We start from the raw sequence: 24,201 nt of genomic DNA, 5'->3' as shown, positions 1-24,201 counted from the left end.
ATGACTCCTTATTTCATGGTCATAGCTTGTGCCAGCGAATGGCTGGCCAGAAAAGTGTTTAGCTGGTCGGGAAACGGCAGGGCCGTCATCGCACCTTTTGCCGTCACCGCCATCGCACCACAGGCGTTGGCATTACCGATAGCCTCCGCCAGCAGGGCATGAGACCAGCCGTTTGCACGGGAAAGCGTGAACAGCAGGCCGCCAACAAAGGCATCGCCTGCTCCGGTGGTATCGACGACGTCAACGCGCGGAGCAGGAAAAAGGAACTCCCCCTCGGCGGTAATGAGCAGCGCGCCATCGGCACCCAGAGAAATAATGGTGGTCTCACAGCCCAGATCGCGCAGGTAATAACGCGCATCCTGCCAGCGGCTGGCGCCGCTCAGCTGACAAAGCTCATCTACTGAGACTTTGCAGATAGAGGCAAGCGCGGCAGATCGGGCGATCAGATCAGGGATCTCCGTAGCATCGCGCCACATCTTGCTGCGTAAGTTGACGTCAAAAAGAACGTAGCCGCCGGCCTCACGCATACGTCTCGCCCCCTCAAGGCACGCCTCGCGGGCGGGGCTGTCGGTGAGGCCTATCGAACTAAAGTAAAACCATTCGTGTTTCCTGAACGGCGGCAGATCCTGCGGCGAAACGTAGGTGTCGGCTCCTGGATGCACCAGATAGGTAAAGCTGCGCTCGCCGTCAGCCGTCAGATTGACGATCAGCACCGCGCTGGTCAGGCTCGCGTCCAGCCTAAGAAATGAGACATCTACGCCATTGTCCTGGAATACCTGGCGCAGAAAACGCCCGGCATCATCGTCGCCAAGACAGCCGATAAAACCGCATTCTCCGCCCAGCCTGGCCACGCACACTCCCACGTTGGCCGATGCTCCACCGGGACATTTCAGGTAGCTATTTTGTTTTTCCGGCACCAGGTCAACGGAGGCGTCACCGATAACCCAAACTTTATTGATGGTGTCCATTTGCGCCTCCTTATGCCTTTTTCTGCGCGAGGGCGAGCTGAATATCACGGTAATATTCGTTATTAATCAGATATTTTTTCATAAGCAGCCCCACCGCAAGGTGGAACAGGGCAGGAATGAGCGTCATCATCAGCGCAATGCCGGTGAGAGAACGTGCGCTCTGTTCAACATCGGCCTGATAGCCGAAGTGGCTCAGCAGAAATCCAAGAATGCCTCCCGCAATGCCCATACCAAACTTCTGGAAGAAGAGGATGCCGCCAAACGCGAGTCCGGAAACGCGCAGCCCGGTTTTCTTTTCTCCGTAATCTACCGCTTCAGCGATAGAGGACCAGAACACCGGCATTTGCATATCGCAGAAGAAATTAATAAGAAAATAGAACGCAAACGCCAGGACAAGGTTTTCACGCCCGACGGAGAAATACATCAGCGCGCTCAGGATAAAAGTAATAATCTGGGTGTAGCGGAACATCTTAATTTTATCCCAGAACTTGGTTATCCATGTGGTGGCGATCATCGCCAAAATAGAAGCGATGACGCCGGTGGTCAGGAAGGGTGAAATCAGGCTATCGCCACCGTTCAGATAATACTTAGCATAATAAGCCGCGACGGAACCACGAATAACATAGCCGCACATCAGCAGTAAAATAACAACGCCGAGAATAATCCACTGATCGTTACGTAACAGATACTTAAACTGCTTCCCCACCGAGAGCGAGGTAATTTCCGGCTCGCTGCGTTCACGCGTGGTGAGAAAACAGAAGATAAACAGCACGGCGCCCATCGCGCCCATCAGCCCCATTGAAAACTGATAGCCCAGCGCCTTGTTGCCCTGCCCCAGCCAGACGGCGAGCATCGGCACAACGATAGTTACCAGAAAAGCGGCAATCTTAGTCATCACAAAGCGATAGCCGTTTGCGCTTAAGCGTTCGACAGGGTCGCTGGTGATTACGCCAATCATCGAAATATAAGGAATGGTTATGGCGGTATAGACCAGAGTCATCAGAATATAGGTGCCGTAGGCCCATGCCAGTTTGGCCATATAGGCCATATCAGGCGTGATAAACATCAAATAAACGGCGAAGCCAAAAGGGATTGCAAACCACAACAGCCACGGGCGATAACGTCCCCAGCGCGTATTCAGCTTATCGGTAAGAACCCCCATGGCGGGATCGATAATCGCATCGATCATCCGTACAACCACGAACAGTACGCCAACATCAGCGGCGCTCAGGCCATAGATATCGGTATAGAAATAGGCGAGCAGCAGCTGCATGGCGATAATCACAACGTTTATCGCCATGTCTCCTGCGCCGAAGCCGATCTTTTCCACAATAGAAAGTTTCATGTTGATATTCCTTTACGCTTAACAGCGCAAATAGGGTGAGCAATTAATGATGTCACTACATGAAATAAAAACGTTTTTATATATAAGCCGCCGCCAGAAATTTATGGAGGCGATGAAGAGAGTGTAACCACACTCAAAAAGATATAAAGGTATACCTTTATATCTTTTGATCGGTTTCACATATTTTTATGCACCCGATCCTACCCCGGCGTTAAACCGGGATAAGAATCAAGGAGATAATAAATGGCGGGAACGTAAAGAAAATTAACGGGATTCCAGAATGGCGCAGCTATGGTCCTGAATCTCTTCCGCCGATGCGCGATTCAGCGTCAACAGGTTACGCTCGGTCGCCAGCAGCACCAGCGAACCATCGCTCTGCTTCGCCATCGCCAGCGCAAAACGGCCCATATGTTCACGTGCTTCCGGTACCTCTTCGGCCAGCATCAGGAACGGGCTGCGCTGCGCCAGCTCCGTTTCGGTGACCCGGCGCGCCAGATATTCGTGGCCCAGTAGTCCACCGGGCAGCGGCAACCAGCGACTGCTGATAGCGGGCGCTTCCTTGTCCAGCTGAGTACGGACATCGGGACGCAGGCAGGAGATATGGATATGGAAATGATTTTGCGTGCGTCCGCTGCGCGAGTTGATGGTCAAGGAGACCGCGTCATCCGATACAGCGGAACCACGATGCTGGCTCATGATTTCGCGCCCCTGCCAGGCCTGCCAGAAGAAGTTCGGCGTCAGGGGATTGAGCAGCAGCGGGCTTTCGGTGCCGTTAATACGGTAGGTCGGCATCAGCAGATACTGCAGCGGGCCATTGCGGTCTTTAAACAGCACATAGCCGCCCTTCAGGTTCACTTCCGCACAGGGTGCGGGATCCTGATTCTGCTGTTGGTTGGGGACGCACTGCTGCAGAACAATTTTGCGCAACGCGTCAGGGTTGCCGGAATGGAGCCAGTAGTAGCCGCCGGCCATCGCCGCCACAACCGCCACCAGCAGCGCTAATAAAAGGTATCGTACTCTTCGCATTCTATTTTCCTGTCTCAGCCAGAAACGGAAGAGTAACGCAGTTTGATGACTAAATGAAAACGGGAGGTGGTGCATTGAGTTTTGCCCGAGGCGGCGCTTAACGCGCCTGACCGGGCTACTCTGCCCCGGGTCGCGGCTTACCCTGGCTACAAGAGTTGTAGCCCCGCTACGCGCAGCGCGAGCGGGGATAAGGAGAGGCTATTTAACGCTGGTTAATCTGGTCGAAGGTGCCGCCGTTGGAGAAGTGCTCTTTCTGCGCTTTCGTCCAGCCGCCAAACACATCATCAATGGTGAACAGCTTCAGTTTCGGGAACTCATTCGCGTATTTTTTCGCAATTTCAGGATCGCGCGGGCGATAGAAGTTCTTCGCCGCAATCTCCTGGCCTTCCGGCGAGTAGAGATACTTCAGATACGCTTCCGCCACCTGGCGAGTGCCCTTCTTGTCGACCACTTTATCCACCACGGAAACCGTCGGCTCGGCGAGAATCGATTCGCTCGGGGTCACGATCTCAAATTTGTCTTTACCCAGTTCGTTGGTCGCCAGCAGGGCTTCGTTTTCCCAGGCAATCAGCACATCGCCGATCCCGCGCTCTACGAAGGTGTTAGTCGCGCCCCGGGCGCCGGAATCCAGCACTTCGACGTTCTTAAACAGCGCTTTTACGAACTCTTGCGCCTTCGCCTGGTCGCCATTGTTCTGGTGCAGGGCGTAGCCCCATGCCGCCAGATAGTTCCAGCGCGCGCCGCCGGAGCTTTTCGGGTTCGGGGTAATCACCGACACGCCCGGTTTAATCAGGTCGTTCCAGTCGTGAATCTGCTTCGGGTTGCCTTTGCGTACGAGGAACACGATGGTGGAGGTATACGGCGCAGAGTTATCCGGCAGACGTTTCAGCCAGTTTTTGTCGATTCGGCCGCGTTCGGCAATCGCATCGACGTCATAGGCCAGCGCAAGGGTCACCACGTCGGCTTCAATGCCGTTGATCACCGAGGTCGCCTGTTTGCCGGAGCCGCCGTGGGATTGACGAATCACCACGTTGTCGCCGGTTTCTTGCTTCCAGTGGGCGCTAAAGGCTTTATTGTACTGTTCGTACAGCTCGCGCGTCGGATCGTAAGAAACGTTTAATAGTTGAATGTCTTTTGCCAGAACGCTGGCGGATGCCAGCAACAGAGTTAACCCTACGCCCCACTTATTCATCGCACCGCTCTCTTTATGTCGTGTTGTGATGGATTAAGCGTGCCAGAAAGCGGACTGATGATTAAAGAATAAAAAAAGATTGGCTATAACTTGCGAGTATATAGAACGGGGGAGAGTTTGCCCCCTCCCGAACGGGAGGGAGCAGGAAGCATCAGACTTCTTCCATGCGGCCCAGCAGCGCCTGCAGACGATCTTGCCAGCCCTGCTGCTGTTCTTTCAGCTGACCGTTTTCACGCTCAAGCTCTTCACGGCTGTGCTGTGCGCTCTGTACTTCCTGCGCCAGCGTGTTGTTCTTCTCTTTCAGCTCTTCGATTTCCATCTGTAACAGAGTGATGGTATCAATCGCCTGCTGAACTTTAGATTCTAATTTCTCAAACACTTCTAATGACATCGTCATACCTCTCCTGAACTTGCAAGGCGTTGATAGAAACCGTCCGTTTCGTATACGCGTTGACGCCTTAACGAAAATTAGCGCACTACAGTGGTGATGTAGTCGATTGTATGAAGCCCCGCCTCCCCTGTCCAGCGACAACCCGCGTAGATTGCGGTTTGCAACACTTTTCAGCCTTTACCTGGTCCGTTCGCCGCTTTTACCCGTTACTTTTTCGTAATTGTTAATCAAGACGTAAAAAAATGAGCGGTGAAACGCTCCCGCAAACGGCCGAATACGCGTTTATGGCGCGAAAACGCTCATTTTCTTGACGTGGTACACACATTTGAATTTCGATATTTCTCGTTTTTGTTCGTTAACGATAAATTAACACTATGCCTACATGGCAGCATGGTCGCCTGCGACCTTCACACTTACAATAATCATCACTACGCTTCAGGATTCGATTATGAGCCAAACATCAACACTAAAAGGCCAGTGCATCGCAGAGTTCCTCGGTACCGGGTTGTTGATCTTTTTCGGCGTTGGGTGCGTCGCTGCGCTTAAGGTCGCGGGAGCCAGCTTCGGTCAATGGGAAATCAGCATCATCTGGGGTCTGGGCGTCGCCATGGCGATTTACCTGACCGCAGGGGTTTCCGGTGCGCATCTTAACCCAGCGGTCACCATCGCGCTGTGGCTATTCGCCTGCTTTGACGGTCGTAAAGTTGTTCCTTTTATCATTGCGCAATTCGCTGGCGCCTTTTGCGCTGCGGCTTTAGTTTACGGGCTTTATTACAATCTTTTCTTCGATTTCGAACATACCCACAATATGGTGCGCGGTAGCGTCGAAAGTCTCGAGCTGGCTGGCATTTTCTCTACTTACCCGAACCCGCATATCAATTTTGTGCAGGCCTTCGCGGTAGAAATGGTGATTACCGCTATCCTGATGGGCGTCATTCTGGCGCTGACCGACGATGGCAACGGCGTGCCGCGTGGCCCGCTGGCGCCGCTGCTGATTGGTCTGCTGATCGCCGTCATTGGCGCATCCATGGGCCCGCTGACCGGCTTCGCCATGAACCCGGCGCGTGATATCGGACCGAAAGCCTTCGCCTGGCTGGCAGGCTGGGGCAACGTCGCCTTCACCGGCGGCAAAGATATTCCTTATTTCCTGGTGCCGCTGTGTGCGCCAATCGTCGGTGCTGCGCTGGGCGCATTCTGCTACCGCAAGCTGATTGGCCGCCACCTGCCTTGCGACACCTGCGTTGTTGAAGAGAAAGAAGCCGCATCTCCCTCTACGACGCAACACAAAGCTTCGCTGTAATCTGACTACGGGACTCATACTATGACCGACAAAAAATATATCGTAGCGCTCGACCAGGGCACCACCAGCTCCCGCGCCGTGGTAATGGATCACGATGCCAATATCGTCAGCGTCTCTCAGCGAGAATTCGAACAAATTTATCCGCGCCCAGGCTGGGTTGAACACGACCCGATGGAGATCTGGGCATCGCAAAGCTCTACGCTGGTCGAAGTGCTGGCAAAAGCCGATATCAGCTCCGATGAAATCGCGGCGATCGGTATCACCAACCAGCGTGAAACCGCCATCGTCTGGGAGCGTGAAACCGGCAAGCCGATTTATAACGCTATCGTCTGGCAGTGCCGCCGTACCGCCGAGATCTGCGAGCAGCTCAAGCGCGACGGCATGGAAGATTACATCCGCAAGGCCACCGGCCTGGTGGTTGACCCGTACTTCTCCGGCACCAAAGTGAAGTGGATCCTCGACCACGTCGAAGGCGCGCGCGAACGCGCTAAACGCGGCGAGCTGCTGTTCGGCACCGTAGACACCTGGCTTATCTGGAAAATGACCCAGGGACGCGTTCACGTGACCGACTACACCAACGCCTCGCGTACCATGCTGTTTAATATCCACGAGCTGGACTGGGACGACAAAATGCTCGATGCGCTGGATATCCCGCGCGCCATGCTGCCGGAAGTGCGCAAGTCGTCCGAAGTGTACGGCCAGACCAACATCGGCGGTAAAGGCGGGACGCGTATTCCGATCGCCGGTATCGCCGGCGACCAGCAGGCTGCGCTGTTCGGCCAGCTGTGCGTTAAAGAGGGGATGGCGAAAAACACCTACGGTACAGGCTGCTTTATGCTGATGAATACCGGCGAGAAAGCGGTGACATCAACGCACGGCCTGTTGACGACTATCGCCTGCGGCCCGCGCGGTGAGGTGAACTATGCGCTGGAAGGCGCGGTGTTTATGGCGGGCGCTTCCATCCAGTGGCTGCGCGATGAGATGAAGCTGATTAGCGACGCGTTCGATTCCGAATATTTCGCCACCAAAGTGAAGGATACCAACGGCGTGTACGTCGTTCCGGCCTTTACCGGCCTCGGCGCACCGTATTGGGATCCCTATGCCCGCGGCGCAATTTTTGGCCTGACCCGCGGCGTGAACTCCAACCATATTATTCGCGCCACGCTAGAGTCGATCGCCTATCAGACCCGCGACGTACTGGAAGCGATGCAGGCTGACTCCGGGATCCGTCTGCACGCCCTGCGCGTTGACGGCGGCGCGGTCGCCAACAACTTCCTGATGCAGTTCCAGTCGGATATTCTCGGCACCCGCGTGGAGCGCCCGGAAGTCCGTGAAGTCACCGCTTTGGGCGCAGCTTATCTGGCCGGTCTGGCGGTCGGTTTCTGGCAGAATCTGGATGAGCTGCAGGAGAAAGCCGTTATCGAGCGCGAGTTCCGTCCAGGAATTGAAACCACCGAGCGTAACTATCGCTACAGCGGCTGGAAGAAAGCGGTAAAACGCGCGCTGGCGTGGGAAGAACACGACGAAGCGTAAGATTGTTGAGGTATTCCCGGCTGACGGCGTAAACGCCTTAGCCGGGCTACAACCCGCAGACCGCCCCCCCGTAGTCCGGCTAAGCGCAGCGCGAGCCGGGGAGAAACCGCGCCGATGTATAAAACCCGGGGTATCCCGGGGTTGCGGCGTAAACGCCTTACCCGGGCTACTGCCCGCAGACCGCACAACCCCGTAGCGCAGCGCCGCCGGGTTTTAATCAGCCAAATACCGGCAGCAGCAGATAGAGCTTAATCACTAGCGCGTTAACGATATCAATAAAGAACGCACCCACCATCGGCACCACCAGAAACGCCATGTGCGACGGGCCGAAACGGTCGGTAATCGCCTGCATATTGGCAATCGCCGTCGGCGTCGCGCCGAGGCCGAAACCACAGTGGCCGGCGGCCAGCACCGCGGCATCGTAGTTTTTGCCCATCATCCGGTAGGTCACAAACACTGCATACAGCGCCATGGCCACTGCCTGAACCGCCAGAATAATAATCATCGGCAGCGCCAGCGAAGCCAGCTCCCACAGCTTCAGGCTCATCAGCGCCATCGCCAGGAACAGCGACAGGCTGACGTTACCCAGCACCGACACCGCGCGGTCGAACACGCGGTACAGCCCCAGCGCCGACAGGCTGTTGCTCAGGATCACGCCGATAAACAATACGCAAACGAAGGTGGGCAGTTCAAATATGGTTCCCGCCAGCAGTTGCGCAACGATCTTCCCTACCGTCAAACAGATGGCGATCAGCGCGATGCTCTCAATCAGCACCAACGAGGTGATCATGCGCCCCATATCCGGCTTTTCAAACGCGGTCGGCGCGAGCTGATCGTCCGGCGTACCGTCCGGGGAGGAAGAGTGTTTAACCAGATAGCGCGCCACCGGTCCGCCGATCAGGCCGCCAAGGACAAGACCGAAGGTTGCGCAAGCCATCGCCACTTCGGTGGCGTTGGCAAAACCATAGCGCTCAACAAACAACTTACTCCACGCCGCGCCGGTGCCGTGGCCGCCGGAAAGGGTAATCGAACCGGCCAGCAGCCCCATCAGCGGGTCGAGGCCCAGCAGCTTCGCCATGCCGATTCCGAGCGCGTTTTGCAGCAGCAGCAGTCCCACCACCACAATCAGGAACGTCCCCACCACTTTGCCGCCGGAGCGCAGGCTGGCGAGGTTGGCGTTGAGGCCGATAGTCGCAAAGAAAGCCAGCATCAGCGGATCTTTCAGGCTCATATCGAAATCGATTTCGATATCCATGCTTTTCTTTAATACCAGCAGCGCCAGCGCGACCAGCAGGCCGCCCGCAACGGGTTCAGGAATGGTGTATTTCTTGAGGAAAGGGACGATTTGAACGAGTTTTCTACCCAGTAGCAACACGAGTGTTGCGGCAACGAGCGTCGATAAGGTATCGAGATGAAACATAAAAAGAGCTCCTTATAGGCGCATGATCCATTCACACGCGACGGTATTCCCGGTGTCGATTGCTTCTCATCATGAGTAATCGGGAAGGGATTTTAAGCAGAAGTACGGAAAAAAGGACAGGAAAAGATATTTTGTAGGGATAATGATGCGATCAAGCATACAAAATGTTAATAAATATTTGACACTTATTCCATGCTTAAATATTTGCCGCTAAAGAGTGGCAAACGTTTGCTTTTGGTCTACAGTCCGATAAAATCCCCGCTTTGCCACCTTTGGGATTGTTGTGATGTCCGTTAACACCGCAGAGTCAGAAAATGCGCAACCGGTTGCGCACATGCAAACCAGCGAATTAATCTACCGCCTCGAAGACCGCCCGCCGCTACCGCAAACCTTGTTCGCCGCTTTCCAGCACCTGCTGGCGATGTTTGTCGCGGTTATCACTCCGGCGCTGTTAATTTGCCAGGCGCTGGGCCTTCCGGCTCAGGATACGCAACACATCATCAGCATGTCCCTTTTCGCCTCCGGCGTGGCCTCCATCATTCAAATTAAAGCCTGGGGCCCGGTGGGATCTGGTCTGCTCTCGATTCAGGGCACCAGCTTTAACTTCGTCGCACCGCTGATTATGGGCGGCACCGCGCTGAAAACCGGCGGCGCCGATGTTCCGACCATGATGGCCGCGCTGTTCGGCACCCTGATGTTGGCCAGCTGCACGGAGATGGTTCTCTCCCGCGTCCTGCATCTCGCCCGCCGCATTATTACCCCGCTGGTCTCCGGCGTGGTGGTGATGATTATCGGCCTGTCGCTGATCCAGGTTGGCCTGACCTCCATCGGCGGCGGCTATGCGGCCATGGCCGATCACACCTTCGGCGCGCCGAAAAACCTGCTGCTGGCAGGGATCGTGCTGGCGCTGATTATTATCCTTAACCGCCAGCGTAACCCGTACCTGCGCATCGCTTCGCTGGTAATCGCGATGGCGGCCGGCTATCTGGCGGCATGGTTGCTCGATATGCTGCCGGCCAATACCACGCCGACGGAAAGCAGCCTGATTATGGTGCCTACGCCGCTTTACTACGGGCTGGGCATCGACTGGAACCTGCTGCTGCCGCTGATGCTAGTGTTTATGATTACCTCGCTGGAAACCATCGGCGATATTACCGCCACCTCTGACGTCTCCGAGCAGCCGGTTTCCGGCCCGGTATATATGAAGCGTCTGAAGGGCGGCGTGCTGGCTAACGGCCTGAACTCCTTTGTTTCGGCGGTATTCAATACCTTCCCGAACTCCTGCTTTGGTCAGAACAACGGCGTGATCCAGCTGACCGGCGTCGCCAGCCGCTATGTCGGTTTCGTGGTCGCGCTGATGCTGATCGTGCTCGGCCTGTTCCCGGCGGTGAGCGGCTTTGTGCAGCATATTCCTGAGCCGGTGCTCGGCGGCGCGACGCTGGTCATGTTCGGCACCATTGCCGCTTCCGGCGTGCGCATCGTCTCCCGCGAGCCGCTGAACCGCCGGGCGATCCTGATTATCGCCCTGTCGCTTGCCGTCGGCCTTGGCGTCTCCCAGCAGCCGCTGATCCTGCAGTTCGCCCCTGACTGGCTGAAGAACCTGCTCTCCTCGGGTATCGCTGCCGGCGGTATCACGGCGATTGTTCTGAATCTGATTTTCCCGCCAGAGAAAAACTGATCCTCTGTGACGCTCCGGCCGCGCAATGCTGGTCGGGGCGTCTGCATCATCAACCTCACATCATCTCATTACACAATTCCTGTCTTGAGGATTGCGCATAATTCGGGCATAACAGCCTTATGTGCCTCGCTCAGGATCGAAGACCATGAAATTTCTCAGAAAGCTGATTCTCTGGCTGCTGATTGCCCTGCTGGTGGTGATTATTGCCGCTTACTTCCTGTTGCAAACCCAGTGGGGTGGGCGCCAGGCCAGCGCCTGGCTAAGCGACGGCACCGGTTGGAAGGTCTCTTTCAACAAGATGAACCATAATTTCTCCTCGCCGATGCACCTGCAGCTGCAAAACGTCACCCTCGGCCGCGACGGCAAACCCGCCACGCTGGTGGCGCAAACGGTGGATATTGGTTTTAGCAGCCGCCAGTTTAGCGACCCGCTGCATGCCGACGAAATCGTCCTCAGCGACGGCACGCTAAACTTTTCCCCTTCCTCTGCGGCGCTGCCATTCGCCGCCGACCGTCTGCAGCTGCGCAATATGGCGTTCAACAGCCCGGAGAGCGACTGGGATCTGAGCGCGCAGCGCGTCACCGGCGGCGTCAGCCCGTGGGCGCCGGAAGCGGGCAACGTGCTAGGTAAGAAAACGCAGATTCAGATCAGCGCCGGGTCGATGACGCTCAACGGTATTGAAGCCAGCAACGTGCTGATTCAGGGGAATATTGATAACGGCGAAGTGTCCCTCTCGACCATTGGAGCGGACGTCGCCCGCGGTACGCTCACCGGCACGGCGAAACGCAGCGCCGACGGCGGCTGGCAGGTCGATAATTTGCGCCTCAGCGAAATCCGCCTGCAAAGCGATAAATCCCTCGCCGACTTTTTCGCGCCGCTGACTACCCTGCCTTCGCTAGAGATTGGCCGCCTTGATGTCACCGACGCCAGCCTGCAGGGGCCTGACTGGGCGATCGCCGGTCTCGACCTTAATCTGCGCAACCTCACCCTGAGCCACGGCGACTGGCAAAGCCAGGAGGGTACGCTGTCGATGAACGCCAACGAGTTCATTTACGGCTCGCTGCATTTCCTCGACCCGATCCTTAACGCCGGGTTCTCACCGCAGGGCATCGCGCTGCGCCAGTTCACCTCACGCTGGGAGGGCGGCATGGTGCGCACGTCCGGTAACTGGCTGCGTGCCGGTCACGCCCTGGTGCTGGATGACGCGGCGTTTGCCGGGCTGGAATACACCCTGCCGGACAACTGGAAGCAGCTGTGGATGGCTCCGCTGCCCGACTGGCTGCAAAGCCTGACGCTGAGAAAGTTCAGCGCCAGCCGCAACCTGATTATCGATATTGAACCGGCGTTCCCGTGGCAAATCACCGCGCTCGACGGCTACGGCGGCGAGCTGCAGCTGGTGAAAAACCGCAGCTGGGGCGTGTGGAGCGGTAGCGCGACGCTGAACGCCGCCGCCGCGACGTTTAACCGGATTGACGTCCGCCGCCCGTCGCTGAAGCTGAGCGCCAACGCCTCAACGGTGAACGTTAACGAGCTCAGCGCCTTTACCGAACGAGGGATCCTGCAAGCCACCGCAGCGGTGTCGCAGCTCCCGCAGCGCCTGGTCAACCTGAGTCTCAACGGTCGCGGCGTGCCGCTGAATATTTTGCAGGCGTGGAGCTGGCCCGCGCTGCCGGTTTCCGGCGATGGTAACTTTCAGCTGACGGCGACCGGCAGCATGCTGGCGGATGCGCCGCTGAAGCCGACCGTCAACGGGCAGCTTAGCGCGATAAATATGGAAAAACAGCAGGTGGCGCAGGTGATGCGCAACGGGGAGATCATCAACGCCCCGACCCCTTCAGCGCCGGCGACAACGACTCCCTGACTTTCCCTCACCCTCTCCCCTCTCCCCACGGGAGAGGGGCCTGTTCCATTCGCGAAACCTGTTGCCATTAAGCGGCTGTTTGTACCTATTTCCCGCAACCTGTTCCTTTCAAATAGCGGACTTGCTATAACAAAAATACTGGAAGTTAAAAAAATAATTAAAGTCCCTGAACCTACAAAAATAAAGGAACGACCATGTCTGTAATACGTCAGCGTATTCTGGAGAATATGCAAAAATTCTCCAGAGCAATGATCGGTGCAGTATTGTTCTTGCCGGTCATTGGCTTAATTTTGGCACTCAGTTCAGTCTTAACTAACCCAACATTAATTTCGGAGACCAGTTTTTTACACCAGCTCGGACAGCTCCTCGGCGATACCTTCTGGCCATTATTTGGCAATCTGGGATTACTCTTTTGCGTCGGTATCAGCTATGGCCTGGCAAAAGATAAAAAAACCGAAGTGGCGCTGGTTTCGGTAATGTGTTTTATCATGTTTCTTGGCGCTAACCACTCGTGGCTGGAACATACCCACGGACTCGCGGAAAAAATTAACGGCGAATATTACGGTACCGGGCAGACTCAGCTGCTGGGGTTTGTGGTAGTCGATATGGGGGTCTTCCTCGGGATTATTCTCGGCTGCACCATCGCCTGGGTGCATAACAAAGTCTCGACGATTGAACTGCCCGGCGCGCTCTCCATGTACGGTGGAGCCAAGCTGACGCTGGTGGCGATGACGCCGATCGTCATTCTCTACGCTATCGCCTTTACCTGGATCTGGCCGTTTATGACCCACGGCATCGCGGCGCTGACCGGCTTTATGAAAAACGCCGGCGTGGCCGGGGTCTTCGTCTATGGCTTCTTTGAAAAATTCCTCATCCCCACCGGCCTGCACCACTTCGTCTGGTCGCCGTTCCAGCTCACCCAAATCGGCGGGACGCTGAGCGTCGACGGCCAGGTCGTCTCCGGCACCCAGGCGATTTTCCTCGCCTATATGCGCCACCCGGATTTAACCCCGGTGATGAACGAGGCGCTGCGTTTCTCGCAGCAGGGAATGACCACCATCTTCGGCCTGGCCGGCGCCTCACTGGCGTTCTACCACACGGCGAAACCGGAGAAAAAAATGATGGCCAAAGCGATTCTGCTGCCGGCCATTATCACCTCCATGCTCACCGGCATCACCGAGCCGATTGAGTTTACCTTCCTGTTCGTTTCGCCGCTGCTGTGGGTGATCCACGCCACCTTAACCGCGGCCTCGCAGGCGATTTGCGACATCTTCACCGTGCGTCCCTGGGGCGCTTCCGGGCTGATTGAGTTCCTGATTTACAACCTGCCGCTGCCGGTCTCCCTGACGCGCTGGCCCGGCTACGTGCTTATCGGGCTCGGTCAGTTCGCCGTCTACTACGTTATCTTCCGCACCCTTGTCATTAAGTTGAATCTCAAAACACCGGGTCGTGAAGACGATGAAAACGTGAAGTTATATAGCAAGGCGGATTATCGTAAAAAAATGGGCGAACCGCAGTCGGTGACTAACGAAATTATCAATGGCTTGGGCGGTAAAGAAAACATTATTTCCGTCGATAACTGTTTCACCCGCCTGCGCGTCGCTATTCATAATATGGATCTGGTTGACGATACGATATTAAAAAGCACCGGCGCAAATGGCGTAGTACGAAATCGAAATGAAGTTCAGGTTATTTACGGCGTCAAAGTGGGACAGGTTCGTTCCCGGGTTGATAGCTGGCTAGCAGAAAATTAATTAGGAGTGATTTATGAAATTAACCGTATTAGGCGGGGGCGGCGTTCGCTCTGCGTTTTTGGCAAAATCTCTGGCATATAACGCGCACCGCATTGGGTTAACGGAAGTGGTATTTCTCGACAGCTCCGCTGAGAACCTGGCGATATTCGGCGAGATTGCCCGCTATGTGTTTAATGCTATTCGCCCGGATATTCACTTCAGCGTAACCAGCGACCCGGTGCCCGCGCTGAAAAATAGCCACTATATAATCACCACCCTGCGGGTCGGCGGCGATGAGAGCCGGATCCGCGACGAGCGTATCGCCCTGGAGCACAATACGCTGGGCCAGGAGACCACCGGGGCGGGCGGATTCGCCATGGCGATGCGCTCCATTCCGGCGATTCTCAACTACTGCCGCCTGATTGAAGAGCATGCCGCCGAAGATGCCATTTTGTTTAACTTCACCAACCCGTCGGGCCTGGTCACCGAGGCGATTATCAAATCCGGCTTTAAGCGTCGGGTGTATGGCATCTGCGACGCGCCGTCGGAGCTGATTCGCGAGCTGCCCGAGATCCTCGGCTGCGACGAGCGCGATCTCGGCGTCGAGTGCTACGGGCTGAACCACTTCTCCTGGTTTACCCACTTCACCGTGCGCGGCGAGGATGTCACCGAGCGTCTGATCGCCAGCCCGGACTTGTATCGCAAGACGGCAATGCAGTACTTTTCACCGGAGCTGGTACAGCTGTGCGATAAGCAGCTGCTGAATGAATATCTTTATTACTACTATTATCGCGAAGTGGCCTTAAAAGCGATTCAGAACGCGCCGGAAACCCGCGGCGAGCAGATTGCCCGTATCAATCACGATATGCGCGAAGAGCTGCGAACTGTGGATGTGAAAGCCAACCCGGAAGCGGCGTTTACCCTCTGGATGAAGCACTATCTGCGCCGGGAAAATAGCTATATGCAGAACGAGTCGCAGCAGGAAAAATTCCATACCCGCGAGCCGTTGACCTTAAAGCAGTTTATCGAGGAGCCGGATACCGGCGGTTACGCTGGCGTGGCGCTGGATATTCTGGAAGCGGTCAACAGCACCACCACCAAGCGTATCGTGGTGTCGATGTCGAACAACGGCACGCTGGACTTCCTGCGCCCGGATGATGTGATTGAGATCAGCTGCGACCTGAGTAAAGACGGCCTGAAGCCGGTGACGCCGAAGCATGTGCCGACGGCGCAGAAAAACATGATCGCCAGCGTGAAGGAGTATGAGCGGCTGGCGGTGGCGGCGATTCTGCAGCGCGATAAATCGCTGGCGATACGGGCTCTGATGGCGCATCCGCTGGTCGGCTCGTATTCGCTGGCGAAAACGTTGGTTGAAGCCTATCTCGACGATAAGCAGTTCGCCGACTGGCGATAAACGCCCGGAGAAATCCCCCGGATAGCGGCTAACGCCTTATCCGGGCTACAGGTTCATCGCCAACTGCGGGCCGGTAGCCCGGACAGGCGCCTCAGGCGCCGCCTCCGGGAAGGCCCGCCTGCATAAACCACATCTTCAGTAGCCGCTCAAAGCCGAGTATGCAGTAGCCGAAGAATGGATTGCTCCAGTAAATATCGTCATCAAACTTCTGCGGGTCATGAATGATAAACGCCGTATCCGCCGCCTGCGCCAGCGGGCTTTGATAATCGCCGGTAAAGCAGACCAGGTTAATCTCCTTGCCTTCCAGCGCTTTCACCCAGTTCAGCGCCGAACTGCTGCGTCCGGATTTGGAAATAATCCAGATCGAATCAAATTTGGCGGCGTTCTTCTGCTCGAGGATTTCGTAATCCGGCCACAGCGCCAGGCTGGCATTCACCCCGGTTACCAAAAATTTATTGTAAATATACTGGGCGATCAGCTGCGAAAAGCCGCTGCCGTGAATCAAAATGCGGTGATGTTGCAGGCTTTCCAGCAGCGGAGCTATCCGCTCCGCCGGCTGAATGCTCATATAATCGATGTCGTTGGTCACATCGAGTTTGGGCATAGTGATATTGAATTTAATAAAATAGACCAGCTCCAGCCAGCCGCTGAATTTCAGCTTCTTCGCCAGGCGTACCAGCGAAGAGGGATTACTATAACAGTGCTCCGCCACGGCGCGGATCCCCTCACGAACGCATTGCTCAGGATCGTTCTGAATAAAACGCAGCACGGTCATTTCCGTTTTGCTTAGCTTAACGTCACGAAAGATGTTTTCTAAATCCATACCGGGCTCCTCTCAGCGCTAAACTACGCTATCACCCGGCGGCGCTGGCGTCTGTGGCATTAATCACCAGAATGAAATGAACATTACTTTTTTAGATAAAATGGAATAAAAAAACCCTCCGGTAAAGAGGGTGATGGATTCAGCAACGTCTATCTCTTTTCAGCGCTCGTACTCACTGCACAATAACCATTTTTTCGGTTCATCTTCCTGAATCATCGGGAAACGCCCGCTATCTTCCAGAAAACGGTTATCGCGCTTATCATCATTCACCATCGAAATTTCCCAGCCCATCACCAGCGCGTTTTCAGCCCAAAAACGGTGGTACAGCGTAGGCGGCAAGCAAACACCTTGCCCGGGGTTAAGAACCAGGGTTTCTGTCGGTTTCAGCGTGCGCTGGCGGCCATCAACCGCGACGCTCACGCTGCGCTGCATATCCAGCCGTTCATCCTCTGTCGCCCATGCCAGCTGCAGACAGAGCCGGCCGCCGCCGCGGTTCAGAATATCTTCCATTTTGTGATAATGAAAATGCCAGGGGGTTTGCTGATCTTGCTGAATCTGCAACATTTTCTCGGCGTAGGGTTTGGGATAGCGCGAATCGCCCGGCGCGCCATTACGCAGGGTCAACAGCGTCAGTCCGGTTTCCTGAAAACGGCCGCTGCCAAAATCGGTAATATCCCAGCCAAGCTGTAGATCCCGAACTTCTCGCCACTCTTCAATCCGCTTTTTCGCCCAGATATCGGCGGTAAAGCAGGCAAACTCGGGTAAACAAATGCGAAAGGACTCGGCGATAGCGTGCGCTTTATCAATCGCGTAGTTAATCTGTGAACGTTTCATTTTCGACTCCGCTTCGGACGGCCAGCCAGGCTGCGCCGCGCATACCGCTACTGTCGCCATGTCGGGCAGGCACGATGGGGGTGATGAAATGGTCGGTAAACACCAGCGGGGCAACATCCGCCTCCAGGTCGTTCACCAGCAGCGCCACGTTAGACAGACCGCCGCCGAGAACAATCACGCCGGGATCGATAAGATTCACCACCGTCGCCAGCGTCCGCGCCAGCTGCTGGCGAAAGCGCAGCACCTGCTCGCAGGCGGCATGCTCGCCCTCCAGCGCCCGGGCGATAATAGCCTGACTGCTGAGCGCCTCCCGGGTCAGCAAACGATAGCGCGCGCTCAGCCCGGTGCCGGAAATAAAGGACTCGACGCAATTATATTTTCCGCAATAACAGCGCGCGGGCGGCCCATCGTTGACCTCCTGATATCCCGGCAGCGTGATATGCCCGCACTCCGCCGCAATCCCTGACGCGCCGGAGAAAATCTGGCGATTAAGCGCAATACCGCCCCCGCATCCGGTCCCCAGCGTCATGCCAAATACCAGCGAATAATCGGCACCTGCTCCATCGCAGGCCTCTGATAAAGCGAAACAGTTGCCATCGTTCGCCAGCACAACCGGCTGGCCCAGGCGCTGCTCAAGCTCATCCTGTAAGCGGCAGCCGTTGATGACCTGAATATTGGCATTGCGGATCTTGCCGGTCTGCGGGGAGATACTTCCCGGCAGAGCGATACCGATAGCCAAAGGCTGAGCCAGCTCATCACCAATCGCGGTGATTAACGCCACCAGCGTTGCAATAAACTGCTGCCGGGTCTGTTTTCGCGTTTCAACGCGAAAACGCCTCCATTCATGGCCTTGTTCATCCATCACCACGGCGGCGATTTTGCTCCCGCCGATATCCAGCCCCAAATACTTCATACCGGCCTCCTTATTGATAGCGAGGCAGGTTTCCCCGCCCCGCCGGGGGATTAGTACAGGCTGGCCTTGCCGGTGGAGCCAAAGAGCTTCATTTTGTGGCGAATCACCTTCCGCGCGGCGTCAATCGGTTCCGGATAAATGACATTCGGATCCCACCATGTCTCTTTTGTCAGAATTTCGCGCACTTTCTGGAAATAGGCATATTTCATATCGCTGGAAATATTGATTTTGCCAACGCCAAGCGTAACGGATTCCGCAATTTCCGCATCCGGATTAGCCGAGCCGCCGTGCAGCACCAGCGGAATCGACAGACGCCCGGCGATATCGCGCAGAATGTGCATCTGCAGCTCCGGCTGCATCCCCTTCGGATAGATACCGTGTGCGGTGCCAATCGCTACCGCCAGCGTATCTACGCCGGTACGGGCGACGAAATCTTCCGCCTGTGCCGGGTCGGTATAGGTGACTTCTGACACGCCGCCTTCCACGGAAGTCCCGGTCTGGCCGATGGTTCCCAGCTCACCTTCCACCGACACGCCCACCGCGTGCGCCAGCTGCACCACTTCGTGGGTCAGGGCGACGTTTTCTTCATAAGGCAGTAACGAACCATCGATCATGACCGAGGTGAAGCCACACTGAATGGCGCGCAGAACATGTTCCACCGATGCACCATGATCCAGATGCAGGGTGAAAGGCACGCGGCTGCGCTGGGTGATATCCCGCACGTAGCTAAAAAACGCGTCGCCAACAAAATCGTGCTCGCTGGGGTGAATGGAAATAATCGCCGGCGTATTTGTCGCTTCCGCCTCTTCCACCACGGCGCGAATAAAACAGCTATCCGCCACGTTAAATGCGCCGATAGCAAAACCATGTTCACGGGTGGGTTTAAGTAATTCGTGCATTGAAACTAACATCGTTATTCTCCAGTTTCAGGGTGTGGTAAGCCCTGCCAGGGCATACGGGCGCTGGCATGGAAGGCCTTACTGAGATTTAATCAGGCTTTGTTGATTGAGCCGGATGCGCGTAAATAGGGAACGATGGCGTCAGCGCTGGCCTGCTCCATCACCGATAGCGCATCGGCCAGCTCAATGGTGCTGTCGTGGCACAGGGTGTGCAGCAGCGCCGCTTTCCCCGCTTCAAATACCGCCGCCCCAACGTTGATTTTTGCGACCCCGAATTCCGGGCAACGTTGCAGCTGCTCGAACGGCGTACCGCTCCCGCCGTGCAGCGCCAGTGGCACGGATGACGCGCGCTGTATCTGCGCCAGGCGGTCGAAATCGAGCATTGGTTTTACACCGGGAGCGTACATACCGTGGGCGGTTCCCACGGAGACCGCCAGCAGGTCAATCCCGGTCTGTTCGATAAAGGGAGGGACGTCCTCCGGCTGAGTCATTAAATCGGCATTGCTGGCCTGGTCGTAGCGCGGCGCATCCGCCAGGTGCCCCAGTTCGCCCTCCACGCACAGCCCGACGCTGGCGGCCAGTTCAACGACCTCTCGGGTCTGGCGGATGTTCTCCGCCAGCGCGAACGCCGAAGCATCGATCATTAACCCGCTAAATCCGGCGCGGAAAGCCTGACGTATTTTTATCGGGTCTTTGCCGTGATCGAGACTTAACGTCACGGGTACGCTCGCCTCCTCCGCCAGTACCCTGACTACCGCCGCCGCCGTGGTCGCCGGAAAGTGCGACAGATGCCCCTGATACAGGTTGAGAATAATCGGCGCGCGATGTTTTTCCGCCACGCGCACCGCCGCGCGTGCGCTTTCCAGGTTCATGCAGTTAATCGCCAGCAGGGCATACCGTTCACGCCAGGCTTTGATCACCATACTTTTCATATCGGCAAACATAGGGCCTCCGTTTATTCGAGGGTAAAGGTGATTTCGTCGTCTTTGACCTTTTGGTCGTTCAGCTCATCAAACTCTTCATCACGCTCGGTAACCGGCTTTTTCCACAGCGAGAGCATCACACCGCAAATCACGGTGCCAATCGCCAGAGAGAGGCAGAACAGCAGGGGATGCGTAAAGAGCGGCACCACGAACATCCCACCGTGCGGCACCGGACTCTCCACGCCCCAGGTCATGATCAGGCCACCGGCCACCGCTGACGCCACCACGCAGGATCCCACGACGCGCAGCAGATCGCGGGCGGCGATGGGGATCACCCCTTCGGTGATCATGCAGATCCCCATCGGGAACGCGGCCTTCAGAGCTTCGCGTTCGGCACGGGTATATTTATGCCGGGTCAGCAGGAACGAGAGGGTGATGCCGAACGGCGGGATGATCGAACCCACAAACTTCACCGCTTCCGGGCCATAAACGCCGCTGACCAGCAGACCATCAGCAAACAGCGACATGGTTTTATTCACCGGGCCGCCAAAGTCGAAGGTCGCCATGGCGCCAAGGATGGCGCCCAGCAGGAAACGCGAGCCGCCCTGCATCGACTCCAGCAGGTGAATCAGCGCTTCTTGCAGCCAGGCAATGGGCTTGCCGATCAGGGTCATCATCAGCAAACCGCTAATGATGGTACTTAATACCGGCAGCACCATAATCGGCATCAGCCCCTGCATCGACTTCGGCAGCCGGATATAGTGCTTCAGCGCCAGTACCGTGTAGCCCACGAGGAAGCCGCCCAGCATGCCGCCAATAAAACCGGTATGAATTTGCCCGCAGACAAAGCCCACGATCAAACCCGGAGCAAATCCAGGACGATCGGCAATGGAGTAAGCGATAGCGGCGCAGATCAAGGGCACAATCAGCCCCATTCCCCAGCCGCCGATTTGGTTTAACATCCACGGAATGGTGCCGGTTTTCTCGCCTACGTTCGTCCCGCCAAGGACTTGTCCCAGCGCGATACAGATCCCGGCGGCGACGATCAGCGGTATCATCCATGAAATACCGGTTAATAGATGCTTCTTAATTTCCTGTGAGACGGGAGTTTTATTCTCACTCATGGTAGATCCCTCCAGATTAAGGATCAGGCATTCGCTAAGGATTTTTCGACCTTTTCGATAAACTGAATCGGCGACTTAATCACGACTTCCGTTTTTACTCTGACAATCCGTTTATTTTTAAAACGCTCTTCGCCTTTGATTTTCACATCAATGGCAAGAATAACGACATCCGCAGCGTCAATATCTTCCGCCGCCAGTTCATTTTCAGTTCCAATGGTTCCCTGAGTTTCGACTTTGACATTATGGCCCAGCGCTCTCGCGCCTTTAATCAGCTTCTCACGTGCAATATAAGTATGAGCAATACCTGCGGTACAGGCAGCAACACAGACAATATTCATCTCGGACTCCGCTAGTTATTGTTAGTGAATGTCCGACTCGGCATATTGGTTAAACAGATCAATAATCCTCTGCGGACTGGTTTCTTTGAGCAGTTGTTCAATAATGTCATCATCCGCCAGCGCTCCAGCGACCTGGGACAACAGGCGAATATGGGTGGTATTTTGATCTTCCAGACGAACGGCAAATAAAATAATGCAGCGTACCTGGCTGCCGTCCAGCGTTTCCCAGGCGATATCCTGCCGGGTGCGGCCAATGGCAAGGGTAGTATTAACAACGGCGGAAGACTTTCCATGCGGGATCGCAATATGATTTTCAAACCCCGTTGAGCCTTCCGACTCACGCTGCCAGACATCCTGAATAAAGGTTTCACGACAGCTTATCGCCCCGTCTTTTTGTAATAAGTCGGTTAACTCTTCGATGGCTTCCGCTTTATTCGTAGCGTGCATATCTAACAAAACGCGTTTGGTGTTTAAAATCCTGGTTATGTCCATATTCTTTACCTCATGGATATAAAACTTCATTATCTACAGCAGATATTGCCGCGCGATGTAATTTGTCGGTAACAATTTTTTCCGTAACCCGTCGGATATCGGCATCATTAAAAAAAGCGCTAACATAGACTACCGGCAAAGCTATTTCCGGCAGATTAATCGTCGAAATAACCAGTTCAATCTTGTCCTGCGGTTGAAGGGTATGCAGACTGCTTGCTGAAACTACGCCGACGATGGTCCAGTCAGGAAACGCTCTCAACACTCTACTTTTCAACAGGTGAGATGTGCCGATTCCGGTAGAACAAACCAGCAGAACGCGCTTGCTGGCGACCTGTCTTTCCATCGCCGCCTGGAAATGAACGGTGAGATAGCCAATCTCGTCGTCGGAAACCGCATGCTCGCCCCAGCTGCTAAAAACCTGATTGACCGCCCGCTGGGTGAGCGGCCACACGTCCGTCAGCTCGCCCTTGATATCCTCCAGCAGAGGGTTACGAATATAAATCCGAAAATTTAGGCGATTAATGAGCGGCTTAATATGAATGAGCAGACCATCGTATAACGCGCGATCGGCGGTTAAATCGAGATCAATCATGGTGGAAAAAGCGCTAATCAGGCGATCGGTAATTTGTCGGGCCTCATCGCTAGAATGCATATAGCGCGCCATACTGACGTCATCACGCTCTTCCACCACAACGCCAGATGAGATGATGTACTGATAAATAAACCAGACTTCATCTTCCGGCAGCGAATGATCAATACGGTGTTCAATTTTTCGCAGCATATTCTGGGCAACGCTAAATATCGTCTCATCAAAAATCTGCTGCCCCTGTTCACGCCGCGGTAAGGCATTCCCACGGGTAATGCGATACATCATAATCAGGATATGGGTAAAAATATTCACATAATACGGTTCGCCTAATGACCAGCACAGCTTGCGCTCCATTTCCTGTAATAATGACTGAACAAATAAAACGTCATCCTCACCAAAATAATGCACCAGCGCTTTATAGCTTCCTGAGTCCAGTCGGGAATGGATAATACAACCGGGCTCATTATGATTAATCACCCCATTAATTAATGACGCCATCGCCTGACGGACGCTGTTTTCGCTGCCTTCAATATGCGTCCCGCTCTGGCTACGAATCAGCGCTAAGCCGAGCGGAGCAATCCATGATTCAATAATTTTCAGGTCATTAACGATAGAAGCGCTACTGATAAAATAACGCTCAGAGAGCTTATTTATTGATGTCTCCCGCGGCGTCTCACTTAACAGCTGCGAAGCAATTTTCACGCGCCGGGAGTTATTCATCATGACATCGCTGTCCTCCCCCTCGTTACCGAGTAATTGGTCTAATTGCAGCAGGTCCGCGACATTATCAGCGATCAGCATCACGCCGGTACCTGAGCGTTTATCGATAGTCATTTTCCACTCAGATAACCACTGTTCTAAAAAGCGTAAATCACGCTGAACCGTTTTTTCTGATACATTTAAATATTCAGCAATTTTCATCAGCGTAACGTATTCTCTGCGGGGCAGGAGAAATTTCAATAATCTGTTCTGTCGTGAGGTAATCATTTGCATTATTTACCCTTTTTGCATACCAGATTAATGCCTGGAGGCCAGCGCGATACCACGCGAGCGCTACATAAATCATTGAGGATAAATATAAGTAGCTGAGGCGTAAACAACAATACTAAATTTTGTCCAGACATCCGGACAGAAATAAAACGAAGAAAGGGATTAGGGAATAATTATAATTCAGATCACATTTCAGGAAGAAATATACGTGATAGCGATCTCAATTCATCATAAGAATATATCCGGACCGCCTTTAGCCAGACAGCATTCCCGGAGCCGGTGCTTGATGCGCCTTGTCCGGGCTACCGGCGTGCAGACGATGGGGAGCCTGTAAACCCGCTAAGCGCTGCGCGAGCCGGGGAAAAGCGGAGGTTAGATTGCGCGTTGTTTCCCCGGAGGCGGCGCTTGACGCGCC

At 55.2% G+C, this 24,201-nt stretch carries 21 protein-coding genes; 6 read left to right on the top strand and 15 right to left on the bottom strand.

Annotated features, from left to right (window positions below; all coding sequences use genetic code 11):
* Window positions 1-8: 8 nt before the first annotated feature.
* From K7H21_RS00505 to zapB, 5 genes are all read right to left on the bottom strand, one after another.
* Complete coding sequence (locus tag K7H21_RS00505) at window positions 9-968, bottom strand: aminoimidazole riboside kinase (RefSeq protein ID WP_223035506.1); 960 nt, start codon at window positions 966-968, stop codon at window positions 9-11.
* A 10-nt stretch (window positions 969-978) separates the two neighbouring features.
* On the bottom strand, window positions 979-2,313 hold the full coding sequence (locus K7H21_RS00500) for an MFS transporter (RefSeq protein ID WP_004126712.1): 1,335 nt from the start codon (window positions 2,311-2,313) through the stop codon (window positions 979-981).
* 264 nt (window positions 2,314-2,577) lie between these two features.
* Complete coding sequence (locus tag K7H21_RS00495; RefSeq protein ID WP_049123098.1) at window positions 2,578-3,339, bottom strand: CDP-diacylglycerol diphosphatase; 762 nt, start codon at window positions 3,337-3,339, stop codon at window positions 2,578-2,580.
* Between the two features lie 202 nt (window positions 3,340-3,541).
* On the bottom strand, window positions 3,542-4,531 hold the full coding sequence (locus K7H21_RS00490; RefSeq protein ID WP_004126718.1) for a sulfate ABC transporter substrate-binding protein: 990 nt from the start codon (window positions 4,529-4,531) through the stop codon (window positions 3,542-3,544).
* A gap of 151 nt (window positions 4,532-4,682) precedes the next feature.
* Window positions 4,683-4,928 carry a septal ring assembly protein ZapB gene (gene zapB, locus K7H21_RS00485; RefSeq protein WP_009652751.1) on the bottom strand — a complete coding sequence of 82 codons (246 nt, stop codon included), beginning with the start codon at window positions 4,926-4,928 and terminating at the stop codon, window positions 4,683-4,685.
* A gap of 442 nt (window positions 4,929-5,370) precedes the next feature.
* Here zapB and K7H21_RS00480 point away from each other — a divergent pair, with 442 nt between their 5' ends.
* Together K7H21_RS00480 and glpK are read left to right on the top strand one after the other, a co-directional pair.
* Window positions 5,371-6,222: an MIP/aquaporin family protein gene (locus K7H21_RS00480; protein ID WP_004106970.1), complete on the top strand. Its 852-nt coding sequence runs from the start codon at window positions 5,371-5,373 to the stop codon at window positions 6,220-6,222.
* A 21-nt stretch (window positions 6,223-6,243) separates the two neighbouring features.
* Window positions 6,244-7,755, top strand: a complete 1,512-nt coding sequence (gene glpK, locus K7H21_RS00475) for a glycerol kinase GlpK (RefSeq protein WP_195322344.1) — start codon at window positions 6,244-6,246, stop codon at window positions 7,753-7,755.
* A 217-nt stretch (window positions 7,756-7,972) separates the two neighbouring features.
* Here the strand turns inward: glpK and gltS are convergent, their stop codons facing one another.
* Window positions 7,973-9,175: a sodium/glutamate symporter gene (gene gltS / locus K7H21_RS00470; RefSeq protein WP_004126725.1), complete on the bottom strand. Its 1,203-nt coding sequence runs from the start codon at window positions 9,173-9,175 to the stop codon at window positions 7,973-7,975.
* Between the two features lie 286 nt (window positions 9,176-9,461).
* On the opposite strand from gltS, the gene K7H21_RS00465 reads away from it, so the two are divergent.
* The 4 genes from K7H21_RS00465 (at window position 9,462) to K7H21_RS00450 (ending at window position 15,861) form a co-directional block, all read left to right on the top strand.
* Window positions 9,462-10,853 carry a nucleobase:cation symporter-2 family protein gene (locus K7H21_RS00465; protein WP_004126728.1) on the top strand — a complete coding sequence of 464 codons (1,392 nt, stop codon included), beginning with the start codon at window positions 9,462-9,464 and terminating at the stop codon, window positions 10,851-10,853.
* Window positions 10,854-10,998: 145 nt separating this feature from the next.
* On the top strand, window positions 10,999-12,714 hold the full coding sequence (locus K7H21_RS00460; protein ID WP_223035505.1) for an AsmA family protein: 1,716 nt from the start codon (window positions 10,999-11,001) through the stop codon (window positions 12,712-12,714).
* 194 nt (window positions 12,715-12,908) lie between these two features.
* Window positions 12,909-14,468: a PTS transporter subunit EIIC gene (locus K7H21_RS00455; protein ID WP_004126730.1), complete on the top strand. Its 1,560-nt coding sequence runs from the start codon at window positions 12,909-12,911 to the stop codon at window positions 14,466-14,468.
* 13 nt (window positions 14,469-14,481) lie between these two features.
* Window positions 14,482-15,861 (top strand): family 4 glycosyl hydrolase, encoded by a 1,380-nt coding sequence (locus K7H21_RS00450; protein WP_223035504.1) that lies wholly within the window; start codon window positions 14,482-14,484, stop codon window positions 15,859-15,861.
* 91 nt (window positions 15,862-15,952) lie between these two features.
* Here the strand turns inward: K7H21_RS00450 and K7H21_RS00445 are convergent, their stop codons facing one another.
* The 9 genes from K7H21_RS00445 to K7H21_RS00405 all read right to left on the bottom strand — a co-directional run bounded on the left by K7H21_RS00445 (window position 15,953) and on the right by K7H21_RS00405 (window position 23,789).
* On the bottom strand, window positions 15,953-16,684 hold the full coding sequence (locus tag K7H21_RS00445; protein ID WP_004126732.1) for a MurR/RpiR family transcriptional regulator: 732 nt from the start codon (window positions 16,682-16,684) through the stop codon (window positions 15,953-15,955).
* A 159-nt stretch (window positions 16,685-16,843) separates the two neighbouring features.
* Window positions 16,844-17,518: a D-lyxose/D-mannose family sugar isomerase gene (locus K7H21_RS00440; RefSeq protein WP_142445870.1), complete on the bottom strand. Its 675-nt coding sequence runs from the start codon at window positions 17,516-17,518 to the stop codon at window positions 16,844-16,846.
* Window positions 17,499-18,431: an ROK family protein gene (locus K7H21_RS00435; protein ID WP_004126734.1), complete on the bottom strand. Its 933-nt coding sequence runs from the start codon at window positions 18,429-18,431 to the stop codon at window positions 17,499-17,501. Before K7H21_RS00435 ends, K7H21_RS00440 begins: the two co-directional genes overlap by 20 nt.
* A gap of 50 nt (window positions 18,432-18,481) precedes the next feature.
* Entirely contained in the window at window positions 18,482-19,342 is an 861-nt protein-coding gene (locus K7H21_RS00430) for a ketose-bisphosphate aldolase (RefSeq protein ID WP_004126736.1), read from the bottom strand.
* An 80-nt stretch (window positions 19,343-19,422) separates the two neighbouring features.
* Complete coding sequence (locus tag K7H21_RS00425; protein ID WP_004126737.1) at window positions 19,423-20,274, bottom strand: class II fructose-bisphosphate aldolase; 852 nt, start codon at window positions 20,272-20,274, stop codon at window positions 19,423-19,425.
* 11 nt (window positions 20,275-20,285) lie between these two features.
* Window positions 20,286-21,377, bottom strand: a complete 1,092-nt coding sequence (locus K7H21_RS00420; RefSeq protein WP_004126739.1) for a PTS fructose transporter subunit IIC — start codon at window positions 21,375-21,377, stop codon at window positions 20,286-20,288.
* 23 nt (window positions 21,378-21,400) lie between these two features.
* Entirely contained in the window at window positions 21,401-21,715 is a 315-nt protein-coding gene (locus K7H21_RS00415) for a PTS fructose transporter subunit IIB (protein ID WP_087828387.1), read from the bottom strand.
* A gap of 21 nt (window positions 21,716-21,736) precedes the next feature.
* Window positions 21,737-22,207, bottom strand: coding sequence for a PTS sugar transporter subunit IIA (locus K7H21_RS00410; RefSeq protein ID WP_223035503.1), 471 nt, complete (start codon window positions 22,205-22,207; stop codon window positions 21,737-21,739).
* A 10-nt stretch (window positions 22,208-22,217) separates the two neighbouring features.
* The gene (locus K7H21_RS00405; RefSeq protein WP_004126745.1) at window positions 22,218-23,789 is read right to left on the bottom strand and encodes a BglG family transcription antiterminator; all 1,572 of its coding nucleotides are present in this window, start codon (window positions 23,787-23,789) and stop codon (window positions 22,218-22,220) included.
* Window positions 23,790-24,201: the final 412 nt, after the last annotated feature.

It is taken from the genome of Klebsiella sp. CTHL.F3a, from assembly GCF_019890895.1.
Classification (GTDB): domain Bacteria; phylum Pseudomonadota; class Gammaproteobacteria; order Enterobacterales; family Enterobacteriaceae; genus Klebsiella; species Klebsiella grimontii.
The sequence above is the reverse complement of the archived record's forward strand: the minus strand, read 5'-3'. Positions and strand labels throughout refer to the sequence as shown.

What these genes read in the sequence shown, in the direction of transcription:
- K7H21_RS00505 (WP_223035506.1), bottom strand. Translation starts at nt 968, where the DNA reads ATGGACACCATCAATAAAGTTTGGGTTATCGGTGACGCCTCCGTTGAC.
- K7H21_RS00500 (WP_004126712.1), bottom strand. Translation starts at nt 2,313, where the DNA reads ATGAAACTTTCTATTGTGGAAAAGATCGGCTTCGGCGCAGGAGACATG.
- K7H21_RS00495 (WP_049123098.1), bottom strand. Translation starts at nt 3,339, where the DNA reads ATGCGAAGAGTACGATACCTTTTATTAGCGCTGCTGGTGGCGGTTGTG.
- K7H21_RS00490 (WP_004126718.1), bottom strand. Translation starts at nt 4,531, where the DNA reads ATGAATAAGTGGGGCGTAGGGTTAACTCTGTTGCTGGCATCCGCCAGC.
- zapB (WP_009652751.1), bottom strand. Translation starts at nt 4,928, where the DNA reads ATGACGATGTCATTAGAAGTGTTTGAGAAATTAGAATCTAAAGTTCAG.
- K7H21_RS00480 (WP_004106970.1), top strand. Translation starts at nt 5,371, where the DNA reads ATGAGCCAAACATCAACACTAAAAGGCCAGTGCATCGCAGAGTTCCTC.
- glpK (WP_195322344.1), top strand. Translation starts at nt 6,244, where the DNA reads ATGACCGACAAAAAATATATCGTAGCGCTCGACCAGGGCACCACCAGC.
- gltS (WP_004126725.1), bottom strand. Translation starts at nt 9,175, where the DNA reads ATGTTTCATCTCGATACCTTATCGACGCTCGTTGCCGCAACACTCGTG.
- K7H21_RS00465 (WP_004126728.1), top strand. Translation starts at nt 9,462, where the DNA reads ATGTCCGTTAACACCGCAGAGTCAGAAAATGCGCAACCGGTTGCGCAC.
- K7H21_RS00460 (WP_223035505.1), top strand. Translation starts at nt 10,999, where the DNA reads ATGAAATTTCTCAGAAAGCTGATTCTCTGGCTGCTGATTGCCCTGCTG.
- K7H21_RS00455 (WP_004126730.1), top strand. Translation starts at nt 12,909, where the DNA reads ATGTCTGTAATACGTCAGCGTATTCTGGAGAATATGCAAAAATTCTCC.
- K7H21_RS00450 (WP_223035504.1), top strand. Translation starts at nt 14,482, where the DNA reads ATGAAATTAACCGTATTAGGCGGGGGCGGCGTTCGCTCTGCGTTTTTG.
- K7H21_RS00445 (WP_004126732.1), bottom strand. Translation starts at nt 16,684, where the DNA reads ATGGATTTAGAAAACATCTTTCGTGACGTTAAGCTAAGCAAAACGGAA.
- K7H21_RS00440 (WP_142445870.1), bottom strand. Translation starts at nt 17,518, where the DNA reads ATGAAACGTTCACAGATTAACTACGCGATTGATAAAGCGCACGCTATC.
- K7H21_RS00435 (WP_004126734.1), bottom strand. Translation starts at nt 18,431, where the DNA reads ATGAAGTATTTGGGGCTGGATATCGGCGGGAGCAAAATCGCCGCCGTG.
- K7H21_RS00430 (WP_004126736.1), bottom strand. Translation starts at nt 19,342, where the DNA reads ATGTTAGTTTCAATGCACGAATTACTTAAACCCACCCGTGAACATGGT.
- K7H21_RS00425 (WP_004126737.1), bottom strand. Translation starts at nt 20,274, where the DNA reads ATGTTTGCCGATATGAAAAGTATGGTGATCAAAGCCTGGCGTGAACGG.
- K7H21_RS00420 (WP_004126739.1), bottom strand. Translation starts at nt 21,377, where the DNA reads ATGAGTGAGAATAAAACTCCCGTCTCACAGGAAATTAAGAAGCATCTA.
- K7H21_RS00415 (WP_087828387.1), bottom strand. Translation starts at nt 21,715, where the DNA reads ATGAATATTGTCTGTGTTGCTGCCTGTACCGCAGGTATTGCTCATACT.
- K7H21_RS00410 (WP_223035503.1), bottom strand. Translation starts at nt 22,207, where the DNA reads ATGGACATAACCAGGATTTTAAACACCAAACGCGTTTTGTTAGATATG.
- K7H21_RS00405 (WP_004126745.1), bottom strand. Translation starts at nt 23,789, where the DNA reads ATGCAAATGATTACCTCACGACAGAACAGATTATTGAAATTTCTCCTG.